This is a genomic window from Thermosipho sp. 1244, from assembly GCF_018588215.1.
GTDB classification, from domain to species: Bacteria; Thermotogota; Thermotogae; order Thermotogales; family Fervidobacteriaceae; genus Thermosipho; species Thermosipho affectus.
This window is the reverse complement of the sequence record NZ_LNGA01000012.1, coordinates 153,207-174,502: the sequence shown is the minus strand read 5'-3', so window position 1 is coordinate 174,502 and position 21,296 is coordinate 153,207. Positions and strand designations below refer to the sequence as shown.

The following is a 21,296-nucleotide window of genomic DNA, read 5'->3' as shown; positions in this document are numbered from 1 at the left end:
TTTAAATTCTCCTTATAAAGAAGTTTTCTTCTATTATTATTTTTTTGAGTTTTACAAGTTCCAAAATTGCCAAAAATTTTATTATAATTTCATATTTGTTTTTTGAGTTTTTTAGAATATTTATTAAATTTTCTTCTGTATCATTTAAAATTTGACACATTACTGTCTCAATAGAAATATCTTCTTTCTTTATTTTGTAAACTTTTTGTTTTAACTCAACTTCTTTTATGATAGAAGAGATTAGTTTCTGTAATTTTTTCTCATTGATTTTAGGAAATACCGTTTTTACAGATACGGGAATATTTTTAATACTAACATTTTCTGCTTTTTTTATCTTTTTTACCATTTCTTTTAATTTAGCATATTGTTCGACTTGAAAGTAAAGTTTTTCTTTCGATTTTATAAATTCTTTATCTTCTGAGCTTCTAGGAAGTAGACTTTTAGATTTTAGTTCCATAAGATATGCAGCAGTTGCAATAAACTCAGATGTTATTTTTAGATTAAATTCTTTCATTTTTTGTAGATATTGATAAAATTCATCAGCAAGCTGGGAAATTGGTATTTCCCTGATACTTAATTTCTTTTTTTGTATAAGAAAAAGAATTAAATCTAAAGGTCCTTCAAATTCTTCAAATTTGAAGATAAATTCCATTAAAATCCTTCTTCTTCAATGATTGAAAGGTATTTTATCTTGTATATTTCAAGTAAATTTGCAACTGTTTCTGGATCCTCGCATTGGATTTTTATAGATACTTGTCTCTTATTATTTTCCTTTAATGTTAATATGGAAAGTATATTCATTTTGTTATTTGCAAGGACATCAATAACCCTTTTTAATTCACCTGGTTTGTCTTCAAGTTCTAGTACAATCCTTGTGCCTTGTTCATCCATAGCAGAGAGTTCTGTAAATGCCTCAAGTACCTCCTGAACAGTTAATACACCAATTACTTCTGCGTTGTTATTGACGATTGGTAATATTTGGTCTTTGTTTTCAATTAACATTAATGCTGCTTCTTCAACGTTTGAGTCTTCTACCACATAAAAGTCTGGAAATGTTATATACATATCTAATGGTTCATCTAATTCTGAATCTCTAATGCTTGATTTGTATACTACTCCTTCAAATTTTTCATTTTCATCTAAAACTATACAATAATCACAAGAAAAATCCCTCATTTTCCTTAATGCATTACCGATTGTTTCATTTTTTTTCAATGATGGAAAATGTGTAAGTAACCATTTTTTTACATTCATAAATACAACCTCCTTTTAGAATATATTAATTACTCCATTTTCAGCACATATAACAAATACTTTATTTTTGTAAGAAAATATGTCGATAGGGTATTTGTTAGTTTTAAATTCTTTTGTGTTGCCATTAGAATTAAATACCATTAACTTATTATACGGTGCTGAAAGTATATACAATTTGTTATTTATCACTTTTGCATTTGTTGGCGTATACTGTAACTTTTTCCATAACTCTATTTTATCATTTTTAATGGTATAAATTTCATTACTAAACATTGAACCAAAGTAAATTTTTTTATTCCAATTTAATACAAATGAAATATAAGGAGATGTTTTGTAAATTTTGAAGTTAACCAAATGTAATATGTTGCCACCACGTGTGTCTACGACGTAATCTTCTACAAGAAAAGAAGGGGTAATTAAATTGAAATTATACAATTTTTTTTTGTATTCTAAATCCACTTCTTTTTTCCAGATGAAAAGTCCTAAAGGATAGTTCTTATACATGTAGAAATAATTTGGAGCTGACAGGAATTTGTAGTAATATTCCAAGTGTAACGTGAAACTATATCCATACAAATTTCCATCTGTATCCAAGATGTAAACTTTATCTTTATCTCTCTGATAGAAGATAGGTTTTTTTTCAAGGTGTTTTAAATTTTTTTCATGTGTTTTTAAGTTTATGGAAATTAATTTTGTCCCTACTGTATCAATAATCAACAGTAAGTTTTTATCAAGATAAGATATTGCAGGAAAAATTCCTACATTGGTGAAGTAATATTCTATTTTTTCTGTTTCCATGTTATACACAATAACTGTTCTTTGAGTTGAACTTGTTAATATTAAGTATTTGTTAAATTGTGTATTTCTAAAGATGTATTTTACTCCCAAGTGTTGAGAAATTGAAAAAATTAACACATTAAATATTAGAAGATATAGTATCAAGTATTTTTTTTGCAACGTATTCTTTACTCCCTTCAAATTTTAAAACTTGTGTTTTTGAAATTAGAAATACTTCAGAGTAATTGCTTCCCATTACTTTAGAAGCGTTATTTGCTATTATGTAATTAACTTGTTTTTTTTCTAACTTTTCTTTTCCGTATGCTATTATATTTTCCGTTTCCGCTGCAAATCCTACAATTACTTGGTTTTTAAGTCTTTGTATAGAAATCTCTTTTAAAATATCTTTTGTTCTTTTTAGTTCTAGTATTAATGATTCATTAGCCTTTTTAATTTTTTTAGCTTCTTTTCTAACAGGTGTGTAATCTGCAACTGCAGCAGTCATTATTACAATGTCAAAATTTTTAAAACGTTTAACAACTTCATTGTACATTTCATCTGCCGTTCTAATTTCTATGTATTCATCTATAAAGTATGGTTTTTCAATGTTTGTAGGTCCTGAGATTAGTGTTACATATGCCCCCATTCTTTTTGAAATTTTAGTGAGTGCATATCCCATTTTTCCGCTAGAATGGTTGGTTATGTATCTTATAGGATCTATACTTTCTTGGGTTGGGCCAGCAGTAATTAAAATTTTTTTGCCGTTTAATTTTTTTTCTTCTAATATGATTTTCAACATTTCAATTATTTTGGAATTTTCTGGGTATCTTCCCTTTCCCACATCTCCACAGGCAAGGTGACCTGTTTCTGGTTCTACTAAATACCAGCCAAGTTTTTTTAGTTTTTGTATGTTTTCTAGTGTGATTTTATTTTCATACATCCTAGTATTCATTGTTGGAACAAACACTTTAGGTGTATTATTTGGAAGTGCTATCGCCGTTGTTGTTAAAAGATTATCACCAAAACCGTTTGCAATTTTTGCAATTGTATTTGCAGTTGCAGGAGCAAGTAAAAAGATATCTGTTTTTTTGGAAAGTTCTGTGTGTATTATATATCCTCCATTTATTTGATATGTATCGGTGTATACGTTACAATTTCCAACTGCGGAGAAAACAGAAGGTGATATGAGTTTTGTTGCGTTTTCACTCATTATTACATCTATTTCAAAATTTTCTTTTCTTAATTTGCTGACTAAGTCGACAGTTTTGTATATTGCTATACCACTTGATACGCCTAAAAGTATATGTGGCATTTTATTTTCCTCCTTTGAAGATATGTTTTTCTTCTGGAAATTTATTTGTTTTCACATCTTCTTTGTATGCCTTTAGTGCATCTAACATTATATTAAATGTATCGGCATATTGTTTTGAAAATTTTGGTTTAAATTCTGGATTTAGTCCAACTATATCGTGAAATACCAAAACTTGTCCGTCACAAAATCTACCTGCACCTATGCCAATTGTGGGAATAGAGAGTTTTTCTGTTATTTGTTTTGAAACGTCTTCTGTTAGCATTTCAAGAACTATTGAAAATACCCCACATTTTTCTAATTGTACTGCGTTTTCAAGTATTGTTTTTTTGGAACTTTGTTTTTTTCCTTGAACTTTATATCCACCAAAAATATTTAACGATTGAGGTGTAAATCCTAAGTGTCCCATAACGGGGATGCCAATATTTATGCATTTTCTTATTAAATTGCAGTGGATTTTTCCACCTTCGATTTTAACTGCATTTGCTCCATTTTTAATCAGTAATCCTGCGTTTTTAATGGATTCTTCTAAGCTACAACCATATGAAAGGAATGGCATATCTGCGACTATAAAAGAATTTGGAGCTCCCCTTTTTACTGCTTTGAGATGTATAATTATTTCATCCATTGTTACAGGAATAGTTGAATTGTATCCAAGTACATTATTTCCAAGTGAATCTCCTACCAAAATTATATCTACACCTGCTTTTTCGGCAATTTTAGCAGATGGTGTATCATAAGCTGTTACCATTACTATTTTTTCTTTGCCTTTCATGTTTATTAATCTTTGAATATTCATATTTTTCACCCCTTCTTGTTACAATTTTAGCATAAAAAAACCCTCTTTTTTAAGAGGGAAGGAGATTTTCTAAACTCCATTTTAGTAATTCTGGGTGTTTCCGATTTTTGAAATTCGGATCATTTTCTAATTTGTAGGCGTTTATATTTCCAGATTTCATTTGTTTTATTTTCTCTAAATAGTCAATCATTTTATCGATATCTTCTTTATTTCCAATTTTTCCATGTCCTGGAATTATGTTTGAAACTTTTGGCATATTTTCAAGTGTATTTATCCAAAGTTCTAGATTGCTATCTGGAACTATTTCTGGATGAATGTCTGTAATTATTGTATCTCCTGCAATTATGATATTTTCTGATTCAATGTGTATATAAGATGAATCCAAGGTATGACCAGGACCACTATATATGACAAGTTTTATACCGTCTTCATATTCAAAGTAATTTTCAAATACTACATTTGGAAGTTTTATCTCAATATCTTCTAATTTAAGTTGTTTTAGATAGTTTTCATCCATTTGTTTCATAAATTCCCTTGTTAATTTATGTGAAACAATGGGACAATCAAATGCAGAGTTTCCAAAAGTATGGTCAGGATGATAGTGTGTGTTTATAACCAAAGAGATGTCCTTTCCAGAAATATCTTTTGAAAATTGCTTTATTTTCATTGCTTTTTTTGGGAAAAGTGAAGTATCTATTAGTATATTCCCTTTTTTCCCTATTATAAGTGTACTATTTGCGGCAAGTTCATTTTCGATAACATAAATTTTGTTGCTTATGTTTTTAATCATATTTATCCTCCTATATGATATACTTTTCATAGAAATATTTCTTTGTTAGGAGGGTGTATTCCTTGAATTTATCAAAAACTGTACTACTTGTAGGATACTATGGTTTTGGAAATTTTGGCGATGAGCTTATGAGAAAAAGTATAAAAACATTTCTTAAAGGTAAGAACTTTAATGTTTTGGAGTTATTACCAAAAGATAAATTATCACATGGAGGGTACAATAGATTTAATTTAGTTTCTGTCGTTTCCGCAATTTTAAAGTCAGACGTGGTTGTTTGCGGTGGTGGTGGCATTTTACAGGATAAGACAAGCTTAAGGAGTTTTATTTATTACTATACTATTTTTAAGTTATCGTTGTTCTTGAAAAAGCCTGTTGTGTTTTTTGGAAATAGTTTTGGCCCTTTAAATTATTATTTTTCGCGGATACTTTTAAAAGATTTGCTAAAAAATGATAATTTATACATTTTTGCAAGAGATCCTGTTTCATACAAATTTTCAAAGTGTTTTAATGAAAACACATATCTTTGCACTGATCCGGGAATAATAGGTTTGAATGATAAAGAACTTTCATTTGAGAAGAAGGCAGTAATAATTCCCAGAAAGATTAAAAGTTATATACCTATTTTATTCGATTTGAAAAGAAAAGGTATAAAAGAGGTAGTTTTTCTCCCGTTCTCTCCTGAGGATGTTAATCTTGCAAAAAAACTTTCAAATTTTTCAATTAATGGTTTAAAAATGTACTTTTCTAGTAATATTAGTGAGATTTTTAGTTCAAGTATTGTGATCTCTGAAAGGTTTCACGGTTCTTTGATTGCGGCTTTCTATGGAAAACCATTTATTTCAATTAAAGATGAAAAATTTAGAAGATTTTTTTCAAAATATGAAAATAACGATACATACTTTGCAAACAACTTATTTGAAGTTGCCTTAAAATTAAAAGATATTCAACCCCCAAATATTAGTAAAGAAATGAAAGAAGAATGTGTTCAAATGTATGGAATGCTTGAAAAACTTCTTTTGAATATTATACGGTAACTACAGGATAATTATATACTGGATGATTTAGTATGTAAAATTCCTTGTTGTATAGCTTTTTAATATTTTCTTTGTTAATAACGTCTTTGGGTGTGCCTTGAAATAGTAATTCCCCATCTTTTAATGCATAGAGGTAATTACAATATTTTGAGGCAATATTAATGTTATGGAATGCGGCTAAAATACTCTTTCCTGATTCTGTAAGTTTCTTTAAAATTTCTACAATTTGAATTGCATGCGAAATATCCAAATGAGCAGTAAGTTCATCTACAATTATTATAGGGGTTTCTTGAAACAAACTTCTTGCTATTAAAACTCTACGTTGCTCTCCACCGCTTAATGTGGAGAAGTATCTGTTTTCATATCCTGTTAATTCTACCATAGCTAAACATTTTTTTATTTTTGATGATTCATTAACGGTGTTAAAAAAACTTTTTTTTATATGGATAGCTCCAAGCTCGATAATATCCTTGACTTTGAATTCAAAAGTAGGGTTAAATTCTTGCCTTACAAAAGATACTTTTGAAGCTATAAAAGAGCGTGAGGACCTTTCCAAGTCTTTTCCAAAAATAAATACTTTCCCAGATTTTGGCTTTATTAATTTTGTAATTAATTTTAAGGTAGTAGATTTTCCGCTACCATTTGGCCCTATTATTCCCACAAAATCTCCATGTTTTAAAGAGATATTTATGTTTTTTAATTTGAAATTTTCATATTCAAAACAAATATTTTCTGTCTCAAGAATTGTTTTCATATACACTTGCCACCTTTAACATTTGTTGGTATTTTTCTAATATTCTTTCAGCATATTGTTCTTTGTAAATACCACCGTTGTAGTGTTTTACAGCTTCTTGAATGTTCCCAAATTTATCGTAAAGGTACTTTAAATAATAACTTCCTATTTTTATATTTAATTTAAAATCCCACAATATTCTTGTCCAACCTTCTTTAGGTTTTTTTAGGTTATAATAATTTGCAACAAAATCCGCCGTTTCAGGTTTTATCTGCATCATTCCAAGTTCACCGTAAAGTCCTATCACATTTCTGAATTCACTTTCAACTATTATGACAGAAGTTATTAAAAGTGGATCAAGCCCTGTTTCCTTTGAAGCATCTAATATTGCATCTTCTATTTTTGTTAACAACTCATCGTCTGTTGGTAAACCATATGCTCTTCTGTATTCTTTTACAAAATTTCTAAACCATTCACCGGGAAGAGCATATACGATTGAAAATAATATCAAAAACACAAAAACAAAAATCCATTTTTTCATTGTTGCCCTCCTATTTTGGAATAATAAATGCCAAAAAAGTACCTAGTAGAAAACCTGCAAGTGCTTCAATAAATGTATGACCACTATTTGGGTCAACTTTTCTTCTTAACCCTACCGCATCAGATGCAATTATAGCAAGAAAAATAGCAGCTATTGCAGTATTAGGTGAGTCATATCCAGTAATACGTGCCACCTTCCAGGCTAGTGCAGAGACAGTTGCAACATGCGCGCTTGGCATTCCTCCATATCTTCCAAAACTTTTAATATCTTTATAAATTAGAACTTTTAAAAATTGAGCGATTAAAAATGCGAAGAAGGCTGTTAACAATGCATTGTTTGTTAGTAATTGCATTTTTCCCTCCTAAATTTCATACTCTTTTAATAGGTATAACAAATTTCCATTTTCTACATCTTTAAATTCCATTTTGTTGAATATCTTTTTTATTATGTATACCCCCAATCCCCCAGGTCTAATTTCTTCTAGTTTTCTTGGTTTTACTTTTGCAGGATCAACTTTTTCACCAAAATCTCTAAGATATACTTCCAATATATTGGGTTCAAGCCATTTTAAGGTCATTATTATTGTTTTATCTCTTTGAAATTTGTAAGTGTGCTCTATTACATTGGCGATTGCTTCGTTTACAGCAAGTTCTGTATCAAAAATATCTTGCTCTTTTATTCCTTTTTGAGCTAAGAAGTTTTGAATTACACTTCTTGCAATTTTTATATTTTCACTTCTTGAGAAAAAGGTCAAAGAAATAAAATCCATCATAGATTCTCCTTTATAATCTTTACTTTTTGGTTGTAATTTCCAAATTTATTCCAGCCTTCTTTTAGATTGAACTTGTTCTTTATATAGCTATCTACAATCAATATTTTGGGCCTTATTGATTTTACTACCTCAAAGAAGTTTTCTGTAATTTTTCTTTTGGATTCCTTTGTGATTTTAAAAGATTCTGGTAATATTTCCAAATTGCTCAAACCAAGTTTCTCAAGATTATTTTTTGACTTTTCCATAATCTTTTCAAATCTTTTTTTGCTTTCTATTTTTGAGAAAACACAACCGCAATAGTTTTGCCTGTATATTTGGTTTTCTTTTACAAATTTTGCGGCAAGATGAGATTCATTACCTTTTCTAAAAAAGCTTTCAATGTATTTAATTTTTTCTTCTTCCTCAACTATTTTACCAATATTGTTGATTTTTTCCAAAACTTTTTTTCTAGAAGCTGTTAAAGTCGTTGCAAAGGAACTTAAGTTAAGTTCTTTTGCTTTTTTTGCGGTGTTTAATAGCCTAAAATAGATACATTTGTCGCATCTTTTTGAATTTTCACCAAGATTCTCTAACCCTTTTATTACTTTGAAGAATTCTTCTATATTGTAATCACTTTCAATGAATGTCAAATTCCAGAGCTCTGCCAATTTTTTAACTTCATTTAGCCTTTTTTTATATTCTTTTTTAGGATGAATATTGGGATTAAAAAAGTAAATGTATTTTATTTTATCTTTCCAATGAAAGTATGCTGCTGCAAGATCAGGAGCGCAACATACATGTAGTAGCATTAAAACACCTTCTTTGAGTCCAATAGTAAAGTTACAGGGCCATCATTTTCTAATTTTACACTCATGTGTGCTTTAAATTTCCCCGTTTCAACTTTAATATTATATTTTTTTACCTTTTCAACAAAATAATTGTATAAAATTTCTGCATCTTGTGGAGGAGCAGAATTGGAATATGAAGGTCTTCTTCCACGTCTACAATCTCCATACAAAGTAAATTGTGAAACAATCAGTATTTCACCTTTAATATCTAAAAGTGAGAGGTTCATTTTTCCTTCTTTATCGTCAAATATTCTCAAATTTAATATTTTTTCGACTAAATAATCTGCATCCTTTTTTGTATCTTCTTTTCCAATACCTACAAATACCAATATTCCCTTTTTTATTTTTCCAATTATCTTACTTTCTACTTCTACACTTGCATTATTTACTCTTTGTATTACCGCTCTCATCTTCTTCTCACCTTCAATATCCCTGCTTTTTTTTCTAAATCATTTATCACTGAGTAGAGCTCACTTAAAGATTTTACCACAATTGTTATATTTGCAAAGATCGTGTTCCAATTTTTTGATTCATTTAGTTTGAAGCTTGTAACATTAATTTTGTTTGAAATTAAGAGGTTCATAATTTCTGGGAGTCTTTCTGTTTTATCAAATTCAATCTCGAGGATTGTTGTAAATCCATTTTCATTTGTTGTCCCCCATTTAGCTTCAAAGATTCTATCTTCATCAATGTGGCGTATGTTCTTACAATTAGTTCTATGTACAGTTATGCCTCTTCTACTTGCAACACCAACTATATTATCACCTGGTACAGGCATACAACATTTTGCAATGTGGACATCTAGATTTGATATTCCATCAATTATTACTATATTTTGTGAATTTGAATTTTTTTTATTTGTTTTTTTCTTTTGTTGTTTTTCTTTTTTTTTCTCGATAATAGTCAGGATATCATTGAATGTAATACTTCCTTCACCAATTCTAGAGTAGAATTCTTCTACACTTAAATTATGGCTTTTTAAAAAATTTTTGATTTTTTCAAGTTCGAAGAATTTTTCAATTGAAATGTTTAATCTCTTTGAAATTTTTCTGATTACGTCTTTCCCTGAATCAATTAGTTTTTCCTTTTCTTTTTCTCTAAAAAATCTTCTTATTTTTGCTTTTGTTCGAGGACTTTTTGCATATTTTATCCAGTTAAGACTTGGCCCTTTACTTGATTTATTAACGAGTATTTCAATAACATCTCCGTTTTTTAATTTGTAATCAATTGGAACGATTTTTCCGTTTACTTTTGCACCAGAAAAGTGGTGCCCGATTTCTGTGTGAATTGCGTATGCGAAATCTATTACAGTTGATCCAAACGGCATATGAATTATTTCACCTTTTGGGGTTAAAACAAAAACTTCTTCTAATTGTAGTTCATTTTTCAGTTCGGAAAGATTAGTATTTCCTTGTAATAACTCTTTCCTCCAGTCTAGTAATTGAATAAGCCACTTTTGCTTTAGGTTTACATCTTTTTCTTTATATATCCAATGTGCGATAAGTCCATATTCTGCTTCATTGTGCATTTGTATATCCCTTATTTGAATTTCAAGTGGTTCACCATACTGAGTTATAACTGTTGTGTGTATTGATTTATAACCGTTTGATTTAGGTGCTGCTATGTAATCTTTAAATCTCCCGGGCAAAGGAACCCATATTTGATGTACAACTCCTAATGCAGAATAACAAAATTTTATATTATCAACAATTGCTCTTATGCCGATTAAGTCGTAAATTTCTTCAAATTTTTTCTTTTTTTCCATCATTTTCTTCCAGATACTGTAATAGTGTTTATACCTTCCTTCCACTTTTGCATTGATGTTGTGTTCTTTTAGTGCCAATTTTAATTGGTTTACATATTCATTAGTTCTTTCTTCACGTTCTTTCTTTTTTTCAGAGACAAGTTCTTTTATTTTGTAGTATTCTTTAGGACGTAGTACTTTAAAAGACAGGTCTTCTAGTTCCCATTTTATAATATGGATTCCTAATTTGTGAGCAATTGGGGCATACACTTCAAGTGTTTCAAGAGCTTTATACTTTTTTTTGTCTTCATTTTTAACAAATTGTATAGTTCTCATATTGTGCAACCTATCTGCAAGTTTTACAAAAATAACCCTGACATCTTCTGCCATGGCAAATAACATTTTTTGTATTGTTTCACTTTTTTTCTTTTGCTCTATATTCCCAACAGGTGCATTTATTTTGCTTACTTTAGTAACACCATCAACTATTAAAGCCACTTTTTCACCAAATTCATTTTTTATGTCATCGAGTGTAACTTTTCCTTCACTATCTTCAACTACATCGTGTAATATACCTGAAATTATAGTTTCGACATCAAGTCCCAAAGAGGCTAGAATTTTTGAAACTTCTAAGGGATGTGTAATAAAAGGTTCACCTGATTTTCTAAAGAATCCTTCATGAGCATATTCTGCCATTTTTATGGCTTTTTTTATTTTTTCCTTTTCTAGATTGTTTAATTCTTTCTTTAGAAGCGTTTCCAAAGCTTTTATAAAATCTTCATATTTAAACAATTTAATCACTCCTCACTCTTTGGAAATAATTTTAACATATTTTTGTAAAAATATGTTATAATTCGTGTGATGATTATTTTCTTAAGCATATCTTAAAAAAAGGGAGGGGTCAAGGTGAAAAAGGTGTTCTTGTTTTCGGTTGTTTCAGTTTTACTTTTGTTATTACTAAGCGGTTGTTTTTTAGTTGATACTATGCCAGTTACTTTAAAAGTATATGTTACTGATTATAACAGTGGGGCGGCGGTTTCTAATGCTAAAATCAGTCTGCTACATAATGGAATTGAAAAGTTAGATGTTTATACCAATGAAAAGGGAGAAGCGTTAATTAATTTGTCAACAAATCGCGATATTATCTATGTTGACTTAATAGTTACTAAAGATGGACATTCTGTTACTAGAATAAACAACCTTAAATTGGAAAAGGGAAAAGAAAATATTTTTGAAACACAACTTAGGGTAAGTTCTTTTGGTAAAACAAATGTTTTAGAACCTCTAACTGTTAATTTAGAGCTGTATGGGGATAGTGCAATGAGTAAAAATTTATCGTTTGTAGATAATGTACTGGATGTTTCAACGGATACTTTATATTACAAAGTAACCGTTGAAAGCAATGAATATAAAGAAAAATACATCTATGTAAAATTAGGAAGTGTTCCAGGTTCAGGATTTTTTACAAATCCAAGGGATATTGATTATGGCTCACCAGCTGAAGGTAGTATTTCAACAGTTGGATTTGACGGATTGGTACCATTATATGTTGCTGCGTTTGATCAAAATGAAAATTTAGTTGTAAATGTATATTATCTAAATATCCATAGAAAGGGAAAAAGTGTAGATAACTATTATCAAGTCGAATATAAAGATGGTGCAAGGATTTTCGCGTATACCAGAAGAGGTGGAATAGCGTTTTATGGTGGTTCAGAAAAGATAAATAAAAAGGCAGATATTACATTGAGAAAGCCACAAGCAGCTCCTGAAAAAGATACAAATCTTTGGGTAGAAGTAAAATGGCTTTCTTGGGAGCAGTCAAGTGCATCTTCTACAACAGATCAACCTGATGCATATGTTGTATATAGAAGTTTTGATGGTGAAAGCTTTGAGGAAATAGCAACTGTTCCAGAGGGATACAATTACTATAGAGACAAATCTCCAAGACTTGAAGTTGGAAAAGAAGTTTGGTATAAAGTAGGCGCAAAATATGGAGATTATGTTGCGACTCCAACATTATTAGGTTCTGTTGTTCCTTTGGATATTTTTGGTATAAAATACATTTCTCCTGTTGATGGTGCAACAAACGTATCAATTAATCCAACATTTTCTTGGGAAATAGTAAATCCTGTAGAATCAAAAGAAGGGACGCCTGTTTATTACTTTGATATTTGGTTATACGATAACACCGTGAATGATTCTGGATATTATTCTTTAAGTAAATCTGGATATCCGAGCTATAATTTTTTGATTACTACAGCAACGTCTGTTGAAATTGAGTTTAGTAATCCTCCTTTAGGATTGTGGTGGGTGGATTATGCGGCAAAGACGTGGTATCCATATGTTACTTTACAAAAAAATAAAACATATGAGTGGGGAAATGAACTTGCAGTAGCAGTGGTAAGCGATGAAGATTCTGAAGCATATTCAATTTATGCTGATTTAGGCAAGATATTTGATCCATTTAAGATTGAAGCAGAAATATATAATACATTTACAACGGGTGAAAATTAAGAAAGGGGGTAGAAAAAATGAGAAAAAGTTTAAAATTTATTTTTCCACTTATTTTGATAGTATTTTTGATATTTTCTTCCTGTGGATTAAATAGTAGTATAGTAAGTAATCCGGAGAATAATAATGTAAACAATGTAAAATTTGGCAGTTTAGAGGAAGAACACGAACAAGGAAAAGTATTGGTTGGATATGAAAATAGAGAAGATGTAGAAAAAGTAGTAGAGGCGTTGAATGGTAAAATTTCTGTTGATTTGCCACAAATTAAAGTTGTTTCAATTAAATTTGATGGTACGGTAAAAGATGCATATGAAAAGATTATGAAATTAAATTTAAAGGGATTGAAATTTGTTGAGCCAAGCTACAAAAGATGGATAATTGATCCTAAACCTGTTTCTGATGAACATTTAATGATAAAATCAAATGGAGATTCCCTGTTTTCAGAAAGAGGAGAAGAGGAATTTTCAAAGTACCTTTGGGGTCTTGAAGCAATAAATGTAAAAGCAGCATGGGATGCGGGATATAAAGGAAATGGTATAGTTGTTGCAGTTATAGATAGTGGTGTTGATGGTACACATCCAGACCTTCAAGGACAGGTTATTGAAGGTTATAGACCACTTACTAATGAAGTGCTTCCCGCTGGAACAGATTCATCATTTGGTGGAGCTCATGGTACTCACGTTGCTGGAACGATTGCGGCATCGGAAAACTCTCTTGGAATTGTTGGAGTAGCCCCAGAGGCAAAGATAATGCCAATAGTAATTTTTGATGGTGCGGATGGTAAGTATATTGGTGATGACGAAGCTGCAGAAGGAATTATTTGGGCAGTTGATCATGGTGCGGATATTTTACAAAATTCTTGGGGAGGTTGGGGATACAGTTATACACTTAAGGCTGCATATGATTATGCTTTGGATAACGATGTAGTTGTAACTGTATCCGCTGGTAATGATCATACGGATCAACATGTGCATTATCCAAGTGGATATCCAGGAATTATACAAGTTGCAGCAGTAGAGTATAATGGTGGGAACTATAGGACAACGTGGTTCTCAAATAGAAGTGATGCAATAACAGTTGGAGCACCGGGTGTCTCAATTTTGTCGACAGTTCCATTGAGTACATCTAAAGGTTATGAAAGTCACAGTTTTGAAGATTCAGAGGGCGGATTGTACGATGTTTATCAGGGAACGTCAATGGCCTGTCCACATGTATCTGGTGTTGTTGCATTATTAAAACAAAAATATCCAAATGCAAAAGTATGGCAGATAAGAAAGCTTATAGAAGAAGGTGCTGTTGATATAGATGAAGCAGGTTTTGATCATTCATCAGGTTATGGACTTATTAATACAAAAAATTCAATTGGTATGGAATTACCAACAAGTGGAGGAATTGAATCATTTGATGTGAAAGTGGTTAATTCTCAAAATAATGGAATTTCCGGAGTTTTTGTTACATTAAAGAGACTTGAAGGTTTTGGTGGAGATTATTTTGCAAAGACAGATTCATATGGAATTGCTCACTTTTCAAATATTGATGCAGGAAAGTATGAAATAATAGCAGGTGGTCCCGATTCAAACGATAGAAGCTATAATGGTGGATATTTTGGAAGTTATGCAACACGTAGAGAAGAAGAAAGGCAAGTTTCTAAAATATTGAATTTATCAACAAACACAACTCAAGAATTTACTTTTACTTCAACTTTCAAGTTTAAATTTGATGCACCATCGGTAAGTTTGGGACAGGCAACGGTGACAGTTGATTCTGCATTGCATGAGATTGTTTTGGGAAAAAGAGTTTCTTATAGTGAAGAAGAGTTTATTCCTGGAAATGAATATAATTATTCAAACATTGCTGGTTTAGCGCTGATAAGGATTGAAAGATCAAATGTTGGTGCAACTTGCACAGTCAATGGAACGGTAACTTTGAATGGTTATGAAATCCCAGTATACGGTACATTTGAATCAACAGATGCTACGCTTGCCACGGTAGATGAATTAGGTGGAGCAAAGCCTTGGTGGTTATTATTTGGTAGCAACTAATAAGTTAATGGTAAAAATTCCCTCCCGTTTTTAGTCGGGAGGGTTTTTTTATAAATATTTAAGTTATAGATAGATGAAACGAATGGAACAGCTTATTGTTAGAGATTTTACACAGACGTGGTTATTTTATAGCATTTAGTATCTTTTCTGGGGTTATTGGGAGTTGTGTAATTCTTACACCGACAGCGTTATAAATGGCGTTAGCTATTGCTGCAGGTGGAGTGTCAATACCTATTTCACCTACCGATTTTGCACCGAAGGGACCACTTGGTTCATAACTTTCGACAAATTTTACAATTATATTTCCAATGTCCATTCTTGATGGTATCTTATAATTCATTAAATTATTTGTTAATAATTTTCCATTTTGAGTGTATTTTACATCTTCAAATAATGCCATACCTATACCTTGCACAATTCCACCTTCTATTTGTACTTTTGCAAGATTTGGATTTATTGTTACTCCACAATCTACGACACCTACGTAGTTTATAAGTTTCACCTTCCCTGTTTCAATATCTACTTCTACTTCTGCAAAACCTGCCATATAAGGTGGTGGAGATTCTTTGCCTACATAAGAAGCGTCTGCTACAAGTTGTTTTTGGTTTTCTGTGTAATATAGCACTGTGGCAAGTTCTTTTAGTGATACCCTTTTATTACCATCTTTTTCGTATATAAACTCACCATCAAAATCTGCCTTTTCTTCCGGAATTTCAAGTTTTTTAGCGCCTTCTTTAATTATTAATTTTTTCATTTTTTCTGCGGCAAGTTGTACAGCATGACCAGATACATATGTTGTACTTGATGCGTATGCTCCCGTGTCAAATGGTGTTAAATCAGTGTCAGATGAATACACAATTATATTTTCAGTTGAAACATTTAAGATTTCTGCAGCCATCTGTGCAAGAATTGTATCACTTCCTGTTCCAAGGTCTGTTGCACCAATAAGCAAATTAAAAGAGCCATCATCATTGAGTTTTAATATAGCAGATGCCATATCAATATTCGCAATTCCAGAACCTTGCATTGCTATAGCCATTCCTACACCACGAACTTTTGTTTCAGAAACTTTTATTCTTGGATATTTTTCTTTCCAACCTATTAATTTCATTCCTTCTTCGATACATTCATTAAGTTTACAACTTTTTATTATCATTTCAGCACCTTCACGACCTTCTCCCATAATTTTGAATATAGGAGATGTTTCACCTTCATTCATCATGTTCTTTTTTCGAAGTTCTACTGGATCCATTCCAAGTTTTTGAGAAAGTATATCCATAGCAGATTCTAATGCAAAATTTGCCTGAATAGCGCCATATCCTCTATAAGCACCTGCTGGTACTGTATTTGTATACACAACTTTTCCTTTAAAACGTACAGCATTTACTTTGTTGTATAGAGGAAGAGTTTTTGAACCAGCAACCATGAAAGTTGTAAGTGCGTGTTCGCCATAAGCTCCTGTATCAGAAAGCCCCTGCATATCAATAACTTTTAACTTACCATTTTTGGTAGCACCTAAGGTTACATCGAATCTCATACAATGTCTACGATAAGTGGATTCAAAAACTTCTTGGCGTGTGTATATTAATTTTGCTGGTTTTCCAGTTTTAAGTGTTACAGCTGCTACGAATGGTTCACCATGGACTGCTTGTTTTCCTCCAAAACCGCCACCAATTCTTGGTTTAATTACTCTTATATTTCTTATTGGTATATCAAAAGCTTCAGATATTATTCTTCTAACGTGAAATGGGACCTGTGTGGAGCTGATTATTACAAGTCTTCCATGCATATCAATGTAAGAAGTTGCTGAATGTGGTTCAAATGCAACATGGGCTTGGGCTTGCGTATAAAATCGTTCTTTTACAACTACTTCACATTTTTTTAGTTCTTCTTCTATATCTCCAATTTGCATTTCATACGATGCTGCAATATTTTTCGGTGCATTAAATCCTATTTCAAACATAGAATGTGCTTCTTTTTCTGGATGTATTATGGATTGATGTTCTTCAGCGTCTTCAAAGTCAAGGACTGGTTCAAAAATTTCGTATTCAACTTTTATCTTTTTAAGTGCTTTTGTTACGGCATTTTCATTTTTTCCAGCGACAATAGCAACTTCGTCACCTACGTATCTTACATATTCATCTAATATGTACCAGTCATGAGGTGATGGTTCAGGATAACCTTGTCCAGCTCGTGTTATTGGATTTTTTGGAACATCTTTATATGTTAATATACATTCAATTCCCTCAATTTTTTCTGCTTCAGATATATCAATGTGTTTTATTTTTGCAAATGCATGGGGGCTTCGCAAAATTTTTACTATTAAAGCATCTTTTGGAGCTAAATCGTCCGTATAGACGGGTTTCCCAAGCATCAATCCAAAAGCATCTTTTTTTATTATGTTTTTTGTAACTTCTTTCATTTTGTCACCCCCAAAAATTTCGTAATAGCTCTATGTTGACTTTCATATCCTGTACACCTACAAAGATTACCTATGAGTTTGATTTTCGCTTTGTTTATGTCTTTAACACCAATTTTTTTGAGATACACAGTATTTAAAATCAGGCCAGGACTACAATAACCGCATTGATCTGCTCCTTCTTCCGATAACAATTTTGCAAAATCTTTTGCATCTTCAAGCCCTTCAACTGTAGTTATTTCGTGACCATCAGCCCTTGCTGCAAAAACTGAACACGATGGAATAGGTTTACCATCAAAGAGAACAGTGCAAATACCACACATTCCTGTGTCACATCCTCTTCTTACACTGTAATATCCCAATTTCCTTAAAACATCGAGTAATATTTCGTGTGGTTCAATATCTATTTCTTCAGTTTTATTATTTACTTTTAACTTTATTCTCATTGTATAACCTCCCTTAGAGCTCTTTTTAATAACACTTTACAAACTTTTTGTCTGTATATTTTTGATGCTCTTAAGTCATCGGAAAAATTGATTTTATTTGATAAGGATTCTACGGCTTTGTCAATATCTTCAAAGAAATTAAGATCTTTTGTTATCAAAACTGCCATTGCTGGTCTTGCGCCTACAGCAATTTTTACTTCATTTTCCGATTTTGAAACGGCTATGTTTATTATTGAAAAATCATATTCGGAATTTTTGATATTTTTAAATGAGACAGCCAGCATTTTTTTCTTAATTGTTATTTTTTCAAGTATATCTTTTTGAATTTTTGTATTTAGAAAGTCTTCTAGTCTTATTTTTCCATTTTTGTATAAATGTACTTCTGTTTCTAAAACTAATAGTCCGGTTATAAGATCTGAGAAGCCAAATTTAGGGAAAATAGTACCACCAACTGTTATGAGATTACGCATTTGAAAGCTCAAGATATTTTCGGTTATGTTTTTGAGAAATCCGTTATACAGATTCGAAATAATGGGATTATCTTCAAATTCGGATAAAGATACCATTGCGCCTATTTCAATTTCATTTTCGGTTTCCCGTATAAAATCAAGTTTTGCATCTATTAAATCTATTGCTGTTTCAAAACTTTGGTTTGAAAGTTTTAGAAAAGTAGCACCACCTATAATTTTTGCATTTTTTGATGTTAATACTTCGTAAGCTTCTTGCAAATTTTTTGGTTTTAAATATTCTTTAAAATAAATCATATACTCACCACCTCATTTTTAAGGTTATAAAAAGCTTTTATTGTAAGGTTGTGTACAAGTTTCTTTCTTTCACTTTTACTTGCTCTAACATCATCAATTGGTTTGGATAATTTTTCAAACTCATTTGCAAGGTATTTAAATAATTCAATTGAAAACTCTTCACCAATTATTTTGCTTTCGATATTTTTATCTCTTAATATAGTTGGAGATACAGAACCAAAACAAATGGAAATATCTTCTATTTTCCCATTATTTTCTTTAAGTAATACAGCTATACTTGCTATTGAAATTATCATAGCATTTCTTTTTCCCACCTTTTCAAAGAAGAATTTGTAATTATTTTTTACATCTATTTCTATTGCGTATATGATTTCATTTTGTGCAAGATCGATTTTTGAAGGGCCTAAGATAAAATTTTCGATTGGTATTATTCTATTTGTTGGTTTTATTATTATATTTCCATTTAATAGGTAAGTTGCAAGAATAAAGTCACCAGCGGGAGAAGCATTTGCGATATTACCAATAGGCGTGCCTCTATTTCTTATCATTGGAGAACCAATAAGTTTAATTATCTTTTCCAAAAATAAATTTATTTTGTTTTTCTTTAAGAATTCCAAAAGATCTGTGTATGTTGTGTTGAGTGGAATTATTAATTTTTGATCTTCAAGTTTTATAGGTGATTTAATTTTTTTCGTGTCTATAACCGTTTGAGGTGTAATAATACCGTATCTCATTTTTACAAAAAGATCTGTTCCACCTGAAAATACCGCTCCGTTTGTGTTATTTTTAATTTTTAAAAGCTCATCTAAAGTTGAGGGGGAGTAATAATCTTTAATCATTATTCTCACATCCTTTTGCAGCTATCTTTACTGCTTCAATAATTTTTACATATCCTGTGCATCTACAGAGATTCCCTTCAAGTGCATCTCTTATCTCTTCTTCGCTAGGAGTGGGATTGTTATCTAGAAGGTATTTTGTGGAAATGATAAATCCAGGTGTACAAAATCCACATTGAATTGCACCAGCTTTTACAAAAGCCATTTTAATGGAATCTTCTACTCCTTCAAGGGTTATTATCTCTTTCCCATCTAATTCTACTGCGAGCATAAGGCAAGAATGAACTGTTTTTCCATTAACAATTATCGTACAAGCACCACATTCACCTTCACCACATCCTTCCTTAATTGATGTTATTTTTAAATCATCACGTAAAAAATCAATGGCACGTTTATGTACTTCAACTTCTTTTGTTACTTCTTTCCCGTTGAGTTTGAAATTTATCTTCATTTTATCACCTCTATGTACTTCAGTACTTCTTCTAATTTTGGAGGAATTTTTTTAATTTTTATATTATTTTTTATAGGATTTACATCTTTTAATCCGTTTCCAGTTATAAAGATGGCAATAGACTCATTTTTTGATAGAAGTTTTTGACTTAAGGCTTTTTTGAATCCTGCAAAAGCAGTTGCACCAGCAGGTTCTGCAAAAATCCCCGTTTTTTGTGCAAGATCAAATATTGCTTTTTGTATTTCTGTGTCCGATACTCTAATGAATTTTCCTTTACTTTTTTCAACATATTTACATGCTTTTATAACGTCTCTTGGCTTTCCAACTGAGATACTATCTGCAATTGTATTTGGTTGAATGTCAAACGGAGTGTATGGCCTACCTTTTTCAAACGTTTTTGTTACAGCGTCTGCACCTTCTGCTTGAACACCAATTATCTTTGGTATTTTATTTGTTAGGTTTAATTTGTAAAAATCGTAAAATCCTTTGAAAATCCCACTAATCACAGTTCCGTCTCCTACACTTACAAAGACAACATCTGGTACATTGAAATCTAATTGAACTATAAGTTCAAGTGCTCCTGTTTTTTTGCCTTCTAAAAGGTAAGGATTAATTGCTGAATTTCTCGAATACCAGTTTAATTTACTTCCAATTTTCGTTGAAATATCAAAAGCTGTATCGTAATTTCCATCAATTTTTAATATATTTGCACCGTATACTACTAGTTGTGCAAGTTTTGCAATCGGTATATTTGATGGAACAAAAATGAAAGTTTTAAGTTTAGTGGTAGTTGTTAACCCAGCAAGTGAACTTGCGGCATTTCCAGTTGACGCACAATAAATTGTGTCAAAATTGTATTCGTATGCTTTTGAAATTGCAATAGCTGTTGCTCGATCTTTATATGAGCCAGTTGGGTTGGTTCCATCATATTTAAAGATTACATTTTTAACTCCATAAAAGTTCTTGAAAGAGAGAAGAGGGGTATTTCCGACTTTTTGTTTAATGGGATATTCTTTTATGGGAAGGATGGCTTTAAATTGTGAAATATCACCACATTTGTCAAATTGACTTTTTTTTAATTTTATTTTTTCGTAGTTGTATACTATTTCAAGTGTGCCATATCTTGGGCCACATTCATCACATGTATACAGAGTTGGTGATGGTTCAAATAACTTACCACATGTTATACATCTTAACTTATACGTAGTGTACATAAAATTCCTCCTTATTTTTTTTAGATTATACTT

22 protein-coding genes are annotated in these 21,296 nt (G+C 31.0%); 3 read left to right on the top strand and 19 right to left on the bottom strand.

Going from position 1 to position 21,296, the window contains the following annotated elements:
• Position 1 precedes the first annotated feature (1 nt).
• The 6 genes from AS157_RS02825 to AS157_RS02800 are packed head-to-tail and all read right to left on the bottom strand — an operon-like array spanning position 2 to position 4,929.
• Positions 2-652 (bottom strand): segregation and condensation protein A, encoded by a 651-nt coding sequence (locus tag AS157_RS02825; RefSeq protein WP_077289757.1) that lies wholly within the window; start codon positions 650-652, stop codon positions 2-4.
• Positions 652-1,254 carry a CBS domain-containing protein gene (locus AS157_RS02820; protein ID WP_077289758.1) on the bottom strand — a complete coding sequence of 201 codons (603 nt, stop codon included), beginning with the start codon at positions 1,252-1,254 and terminating at the stop codon, positions 652-654. The genes AS157_RS02825 and AS157_RS02820 overlap by 1 nt, the downstream gene beginning before the upstream one ends.
• Positions 1,255-1,269: 15 nt before the next feature.
• Positions 1,270-2,211 carry a hypothetical protein gene (locus AS157_RS02815; RefSeq protein ID WP_077289759.1) on the bottom strand — a complete coding sequence of 314 codons (942 nt, stop codon included), beginning with the start codon at positions 2,209-2,211 and terminating at the stop codon, positions 1,270-1,272.
• Positions 2,171-3,343, bottom strand: a complete 1,173-nt coding sequence (gene coaBC, locus AS157_RS02810) for a bifunctional phosphopantothenoylcysteine decarboxylase/phosphopantothenate--cysteine ligase CoaBC (protein WP_077289760.1) — start codon at positions 3,341-3,343, stop codon at positions 2,171-2,173. Before coaBC ends, AS157_RS02815 begins: the two co-directional genes overlap by 41 nt.
• A 1-nt stretch (position 3,344) precedes the next feature.
• Complete coding sequence (gene panB, locus AS157_RS02805) at positions 3,345-4,139, bottom strand: 3-methyl-2-oxobutanoate hydroxymethyltransferase (protein ID WP_077289761.1); 795 nt, start codon at positions 4,137-4,139, stop codon at positions 3,345-3,347.
• A gap of 49 nt (positions 4,140-4,188) precedes the next feature.
• On the bottom strand, positions 4,189-4,929 hold the full coding sequence (locus tag AS157_RS02800; RefSeq protein WP_077287797.1) for an MBL fold metallo-hydrolase: 741 nt from the start codon (positions 4,927-4,929) through the stop codon (positions 4,189-4,191).
• 62 nt (positions 4,930-4,991) lie between these two features.
• On the opposite strand from AS157_RS02800, the gene AS157_RS02795 reads away from it, so the two are divergent.
• Entirely contained in the window at positions 4,992-5,963 is a 972-nt protein-coding gene (locus AS157_RS02795) for a polysaccharide pyruvyl transferase family protein (protein ID WP_231450375.1), read from the top strand.
• On the opposite strand, the gene AS157_RS02790 is transcribed toward AS157_RS02795, so the two are convergent.
• From AS157_RS02790 to AS157_RS02760, 7 genes are read right to left on the bottom strand one after another with little or no spacing between them, the layout of a single operon-like run.
• Positions 5,953-6,717, bottom strand: a complete 765-nt coding sequence (locus AS157_RS02790; RefSeq protein WP_077289762.1) for an ABC transporter ATP-binding protein — start codon at positions 6,715-6,717, stop codon at positions 5,953-5,955. The genes AS157_RS02795 and AS157_RS02790 overlap by 11 nt on opposite strands.
• Positions 6,701-7,237 carry a transglycosylase SLT domain-containing protein gene (locus AS157_RS02785; protein ID WP_077289763.1) on the bottom strand — a complete coding sequence of 179 codons (537 nt, stop codon included), beginning with the start codon at positions 7,235-7,237 and terminating at the stop codon, positions 6,701-6,703. Before AS157_RS02785 ends, AS157_RS02790 begins: the two co-directional genes overlap by 17 nt.
• Positions 7,238-7,247: 10 nt before the next feature.
• The gene (locus AS157_RS02780; protein ID WP_077287803.1) at positions 7,248-7,589 is read right to left on the bottom strand and encodes a divergent PAP2 family protein; all 342 of its coding nucleotides are present in this window, start codon (positions 7,587-7,589) and stop codon (positions 7,248-7,250) included.
• Positions 7,590-7,598: 9 nt separating this feature from the next.
• Positions 7,599-8,006 carry an ATP-binding protein gene (locus AS157_RS02775; protein ID WP_077287805.1) on the bottom strand — a complete coding sequence of 136 codons (408 nt, stop codon included), beginning with the start codon at positions 8,004-8,006 and terminating at the stop codon, positions 7,599-7,601.
• Positions 8,006-8,797 carry an epoxyqueuosine reductase QueH gene (locus AS157_RS02770; RefSeq protein ID WP_077289764.1) on the bottom strand — a complete coding sequence of 264 codons (792 nt, stop codon included), beginning with the start codon at positions 8,795-8,797 and terminating at the stop codon, positions 8,006-8,008. Before AS157_RS02770 ends, AS157_RS02775 begins: the two co-directional genes overlap by 1 nt.
• A complete protein-coding gene (dtd, locus tag AS157_RS02765) occupies positions 8,797-9,246 on the bottom strand; it encodes a D-aminoacyl-tRNA deacylase (protein WP_077289765.1) in 450 nt (149 codons plus the stop codon). Before dtd ends, AS157_RS02770 begins: the two co-directional genes overlap by 1 nt.
• On the bottom strand, positions 9,243-11,372 hold the full coding sequence (locus AS157_RS02760; protein WP_077289766.1) for a RelA/SpoT family protein: 2,130 nt from the start codon (positions 11,370-11,372) through the stop codon (positions 9,243-9,245). The genes dtd and AS157_RS02760 overlap by 4 nt, the downstream gene beginning before the upstream one ends.
• 114 nt (positions 11,373-11,486) lie before the next feature.
• Here AS157_RS02760 and AS157_RS02755 point away from each other — a divergent pair, with 114 nt between their 5' ends.
• Positions 11,487-13,094, top strand: a complete 1,608-nt coding sequence (locus tag AS157_RS02755) for a hypothetical protein (protein WP_077289767.1) — start codon at positions 11,487-11,489, stop codon at positions 13,092-13,094.
• Positions 13,095-13,111: 17 nt separating this feature from the next.
• Positions 13,112-15,133: a S8 family serine peptidase gene (locus AS157_RS02750; protein WP_214494957.1), complete on the top strand. Its 2,022-nt coding sequence runs from the start codon at positions 13,112-13,114 to the stop codon at positions 15,131-15,133.
• Positions 15,134-15,254: 121 nt separating this feature from the next.
• Here AS157_RS02750 and AS157_RS02745 read toward each other — a convergent pair whose 3' ends face one another.
• Genes AS157_RS02745 through thrC form a run of 6 tightly spaced genes read right to left on the bottom strand, consistent with a single transcriptional unit; the run spans position 15,255 to position 21,263 of the window.
• Complete coding sequence (locus AS157_RS02745; RefSeq protein WP_077289769.1) at positions 15,255-17,555, bottom strand: xanthine dehydrogenase family protein molybdopterin-binding subunit; 2,301 nt, start codon at positions 17,553-17,555, stop codon at positions 15,255-15,257.
• Positions 17,552-17,998: a (2Fe-2S)-binding protein gene (locus tag AS157_RS02740; RefSeq protein WP_077289770.1), complete on the bottom strand. Its 447-nt coding sequence runs from the start codon at positions 17,996-17,998 to the stop codon at positions 17,552-17,554. The genes AS157_RS02745 and AS157_RS02740 overlap by 4 nt, the downstream gene beginning before the upstream one ends.
• Positions 17,995-18,762, bottom strand: coding sequence for an FAD binding domain-containing protein (locus AS157_RS02735; protein ID WP_077289771.1), 768 nt, complete (start codon positions 18,760-18,762; stop codon positions 17,995-17,997). The genes AS157_RS02740 and AS157_RS02735 overlap by 4 nt, the downstream gene beginning before the upstream one ends.
• A complete protein-coding gene (locus tag AS157_RS02730; protein ID WP_077289772.1) occupies positions 18,759-19,601 on the bottom strand; it encodes an FAD binding domain-containing protein in 843 nt (280 codons plus the stop codon). The genes AS157_RS02735 and AS157_RS02730 overlap by 4 nt, the downstream gene beginning before the upstream one ends.
• Positions 19,594-20,049, bottom strand: a complete 456-nt coding sequence (locus AS157_RS02725; protein ID WP_077289773.1) for a (2Fe-2S)-binding protein — start codon at positions 20,047-20,049, stop codon at positions 19,594-19,596. Before AS157_RS02725 ends, AS157_RS02730 begins: the two co-directional genes overlap by 8 nt.
• Positions 20,046-21,263 (bottom strand): threonine synthase, encoded by a 1,218-nt coding sequence (thrC, locus tag AS157_RS02720; RefSeq protein ID WP_077289774.1) that lies wholly within the window; start codon positions 21,261-21,263, stop codon positions 20,046-20,048. Before thrC ends, AS157_RS02725 begins: the two co-directional genes overlap by 4 nt.
• Positions 21,264-21,296 lie beyond the last annotated feature (33 nt).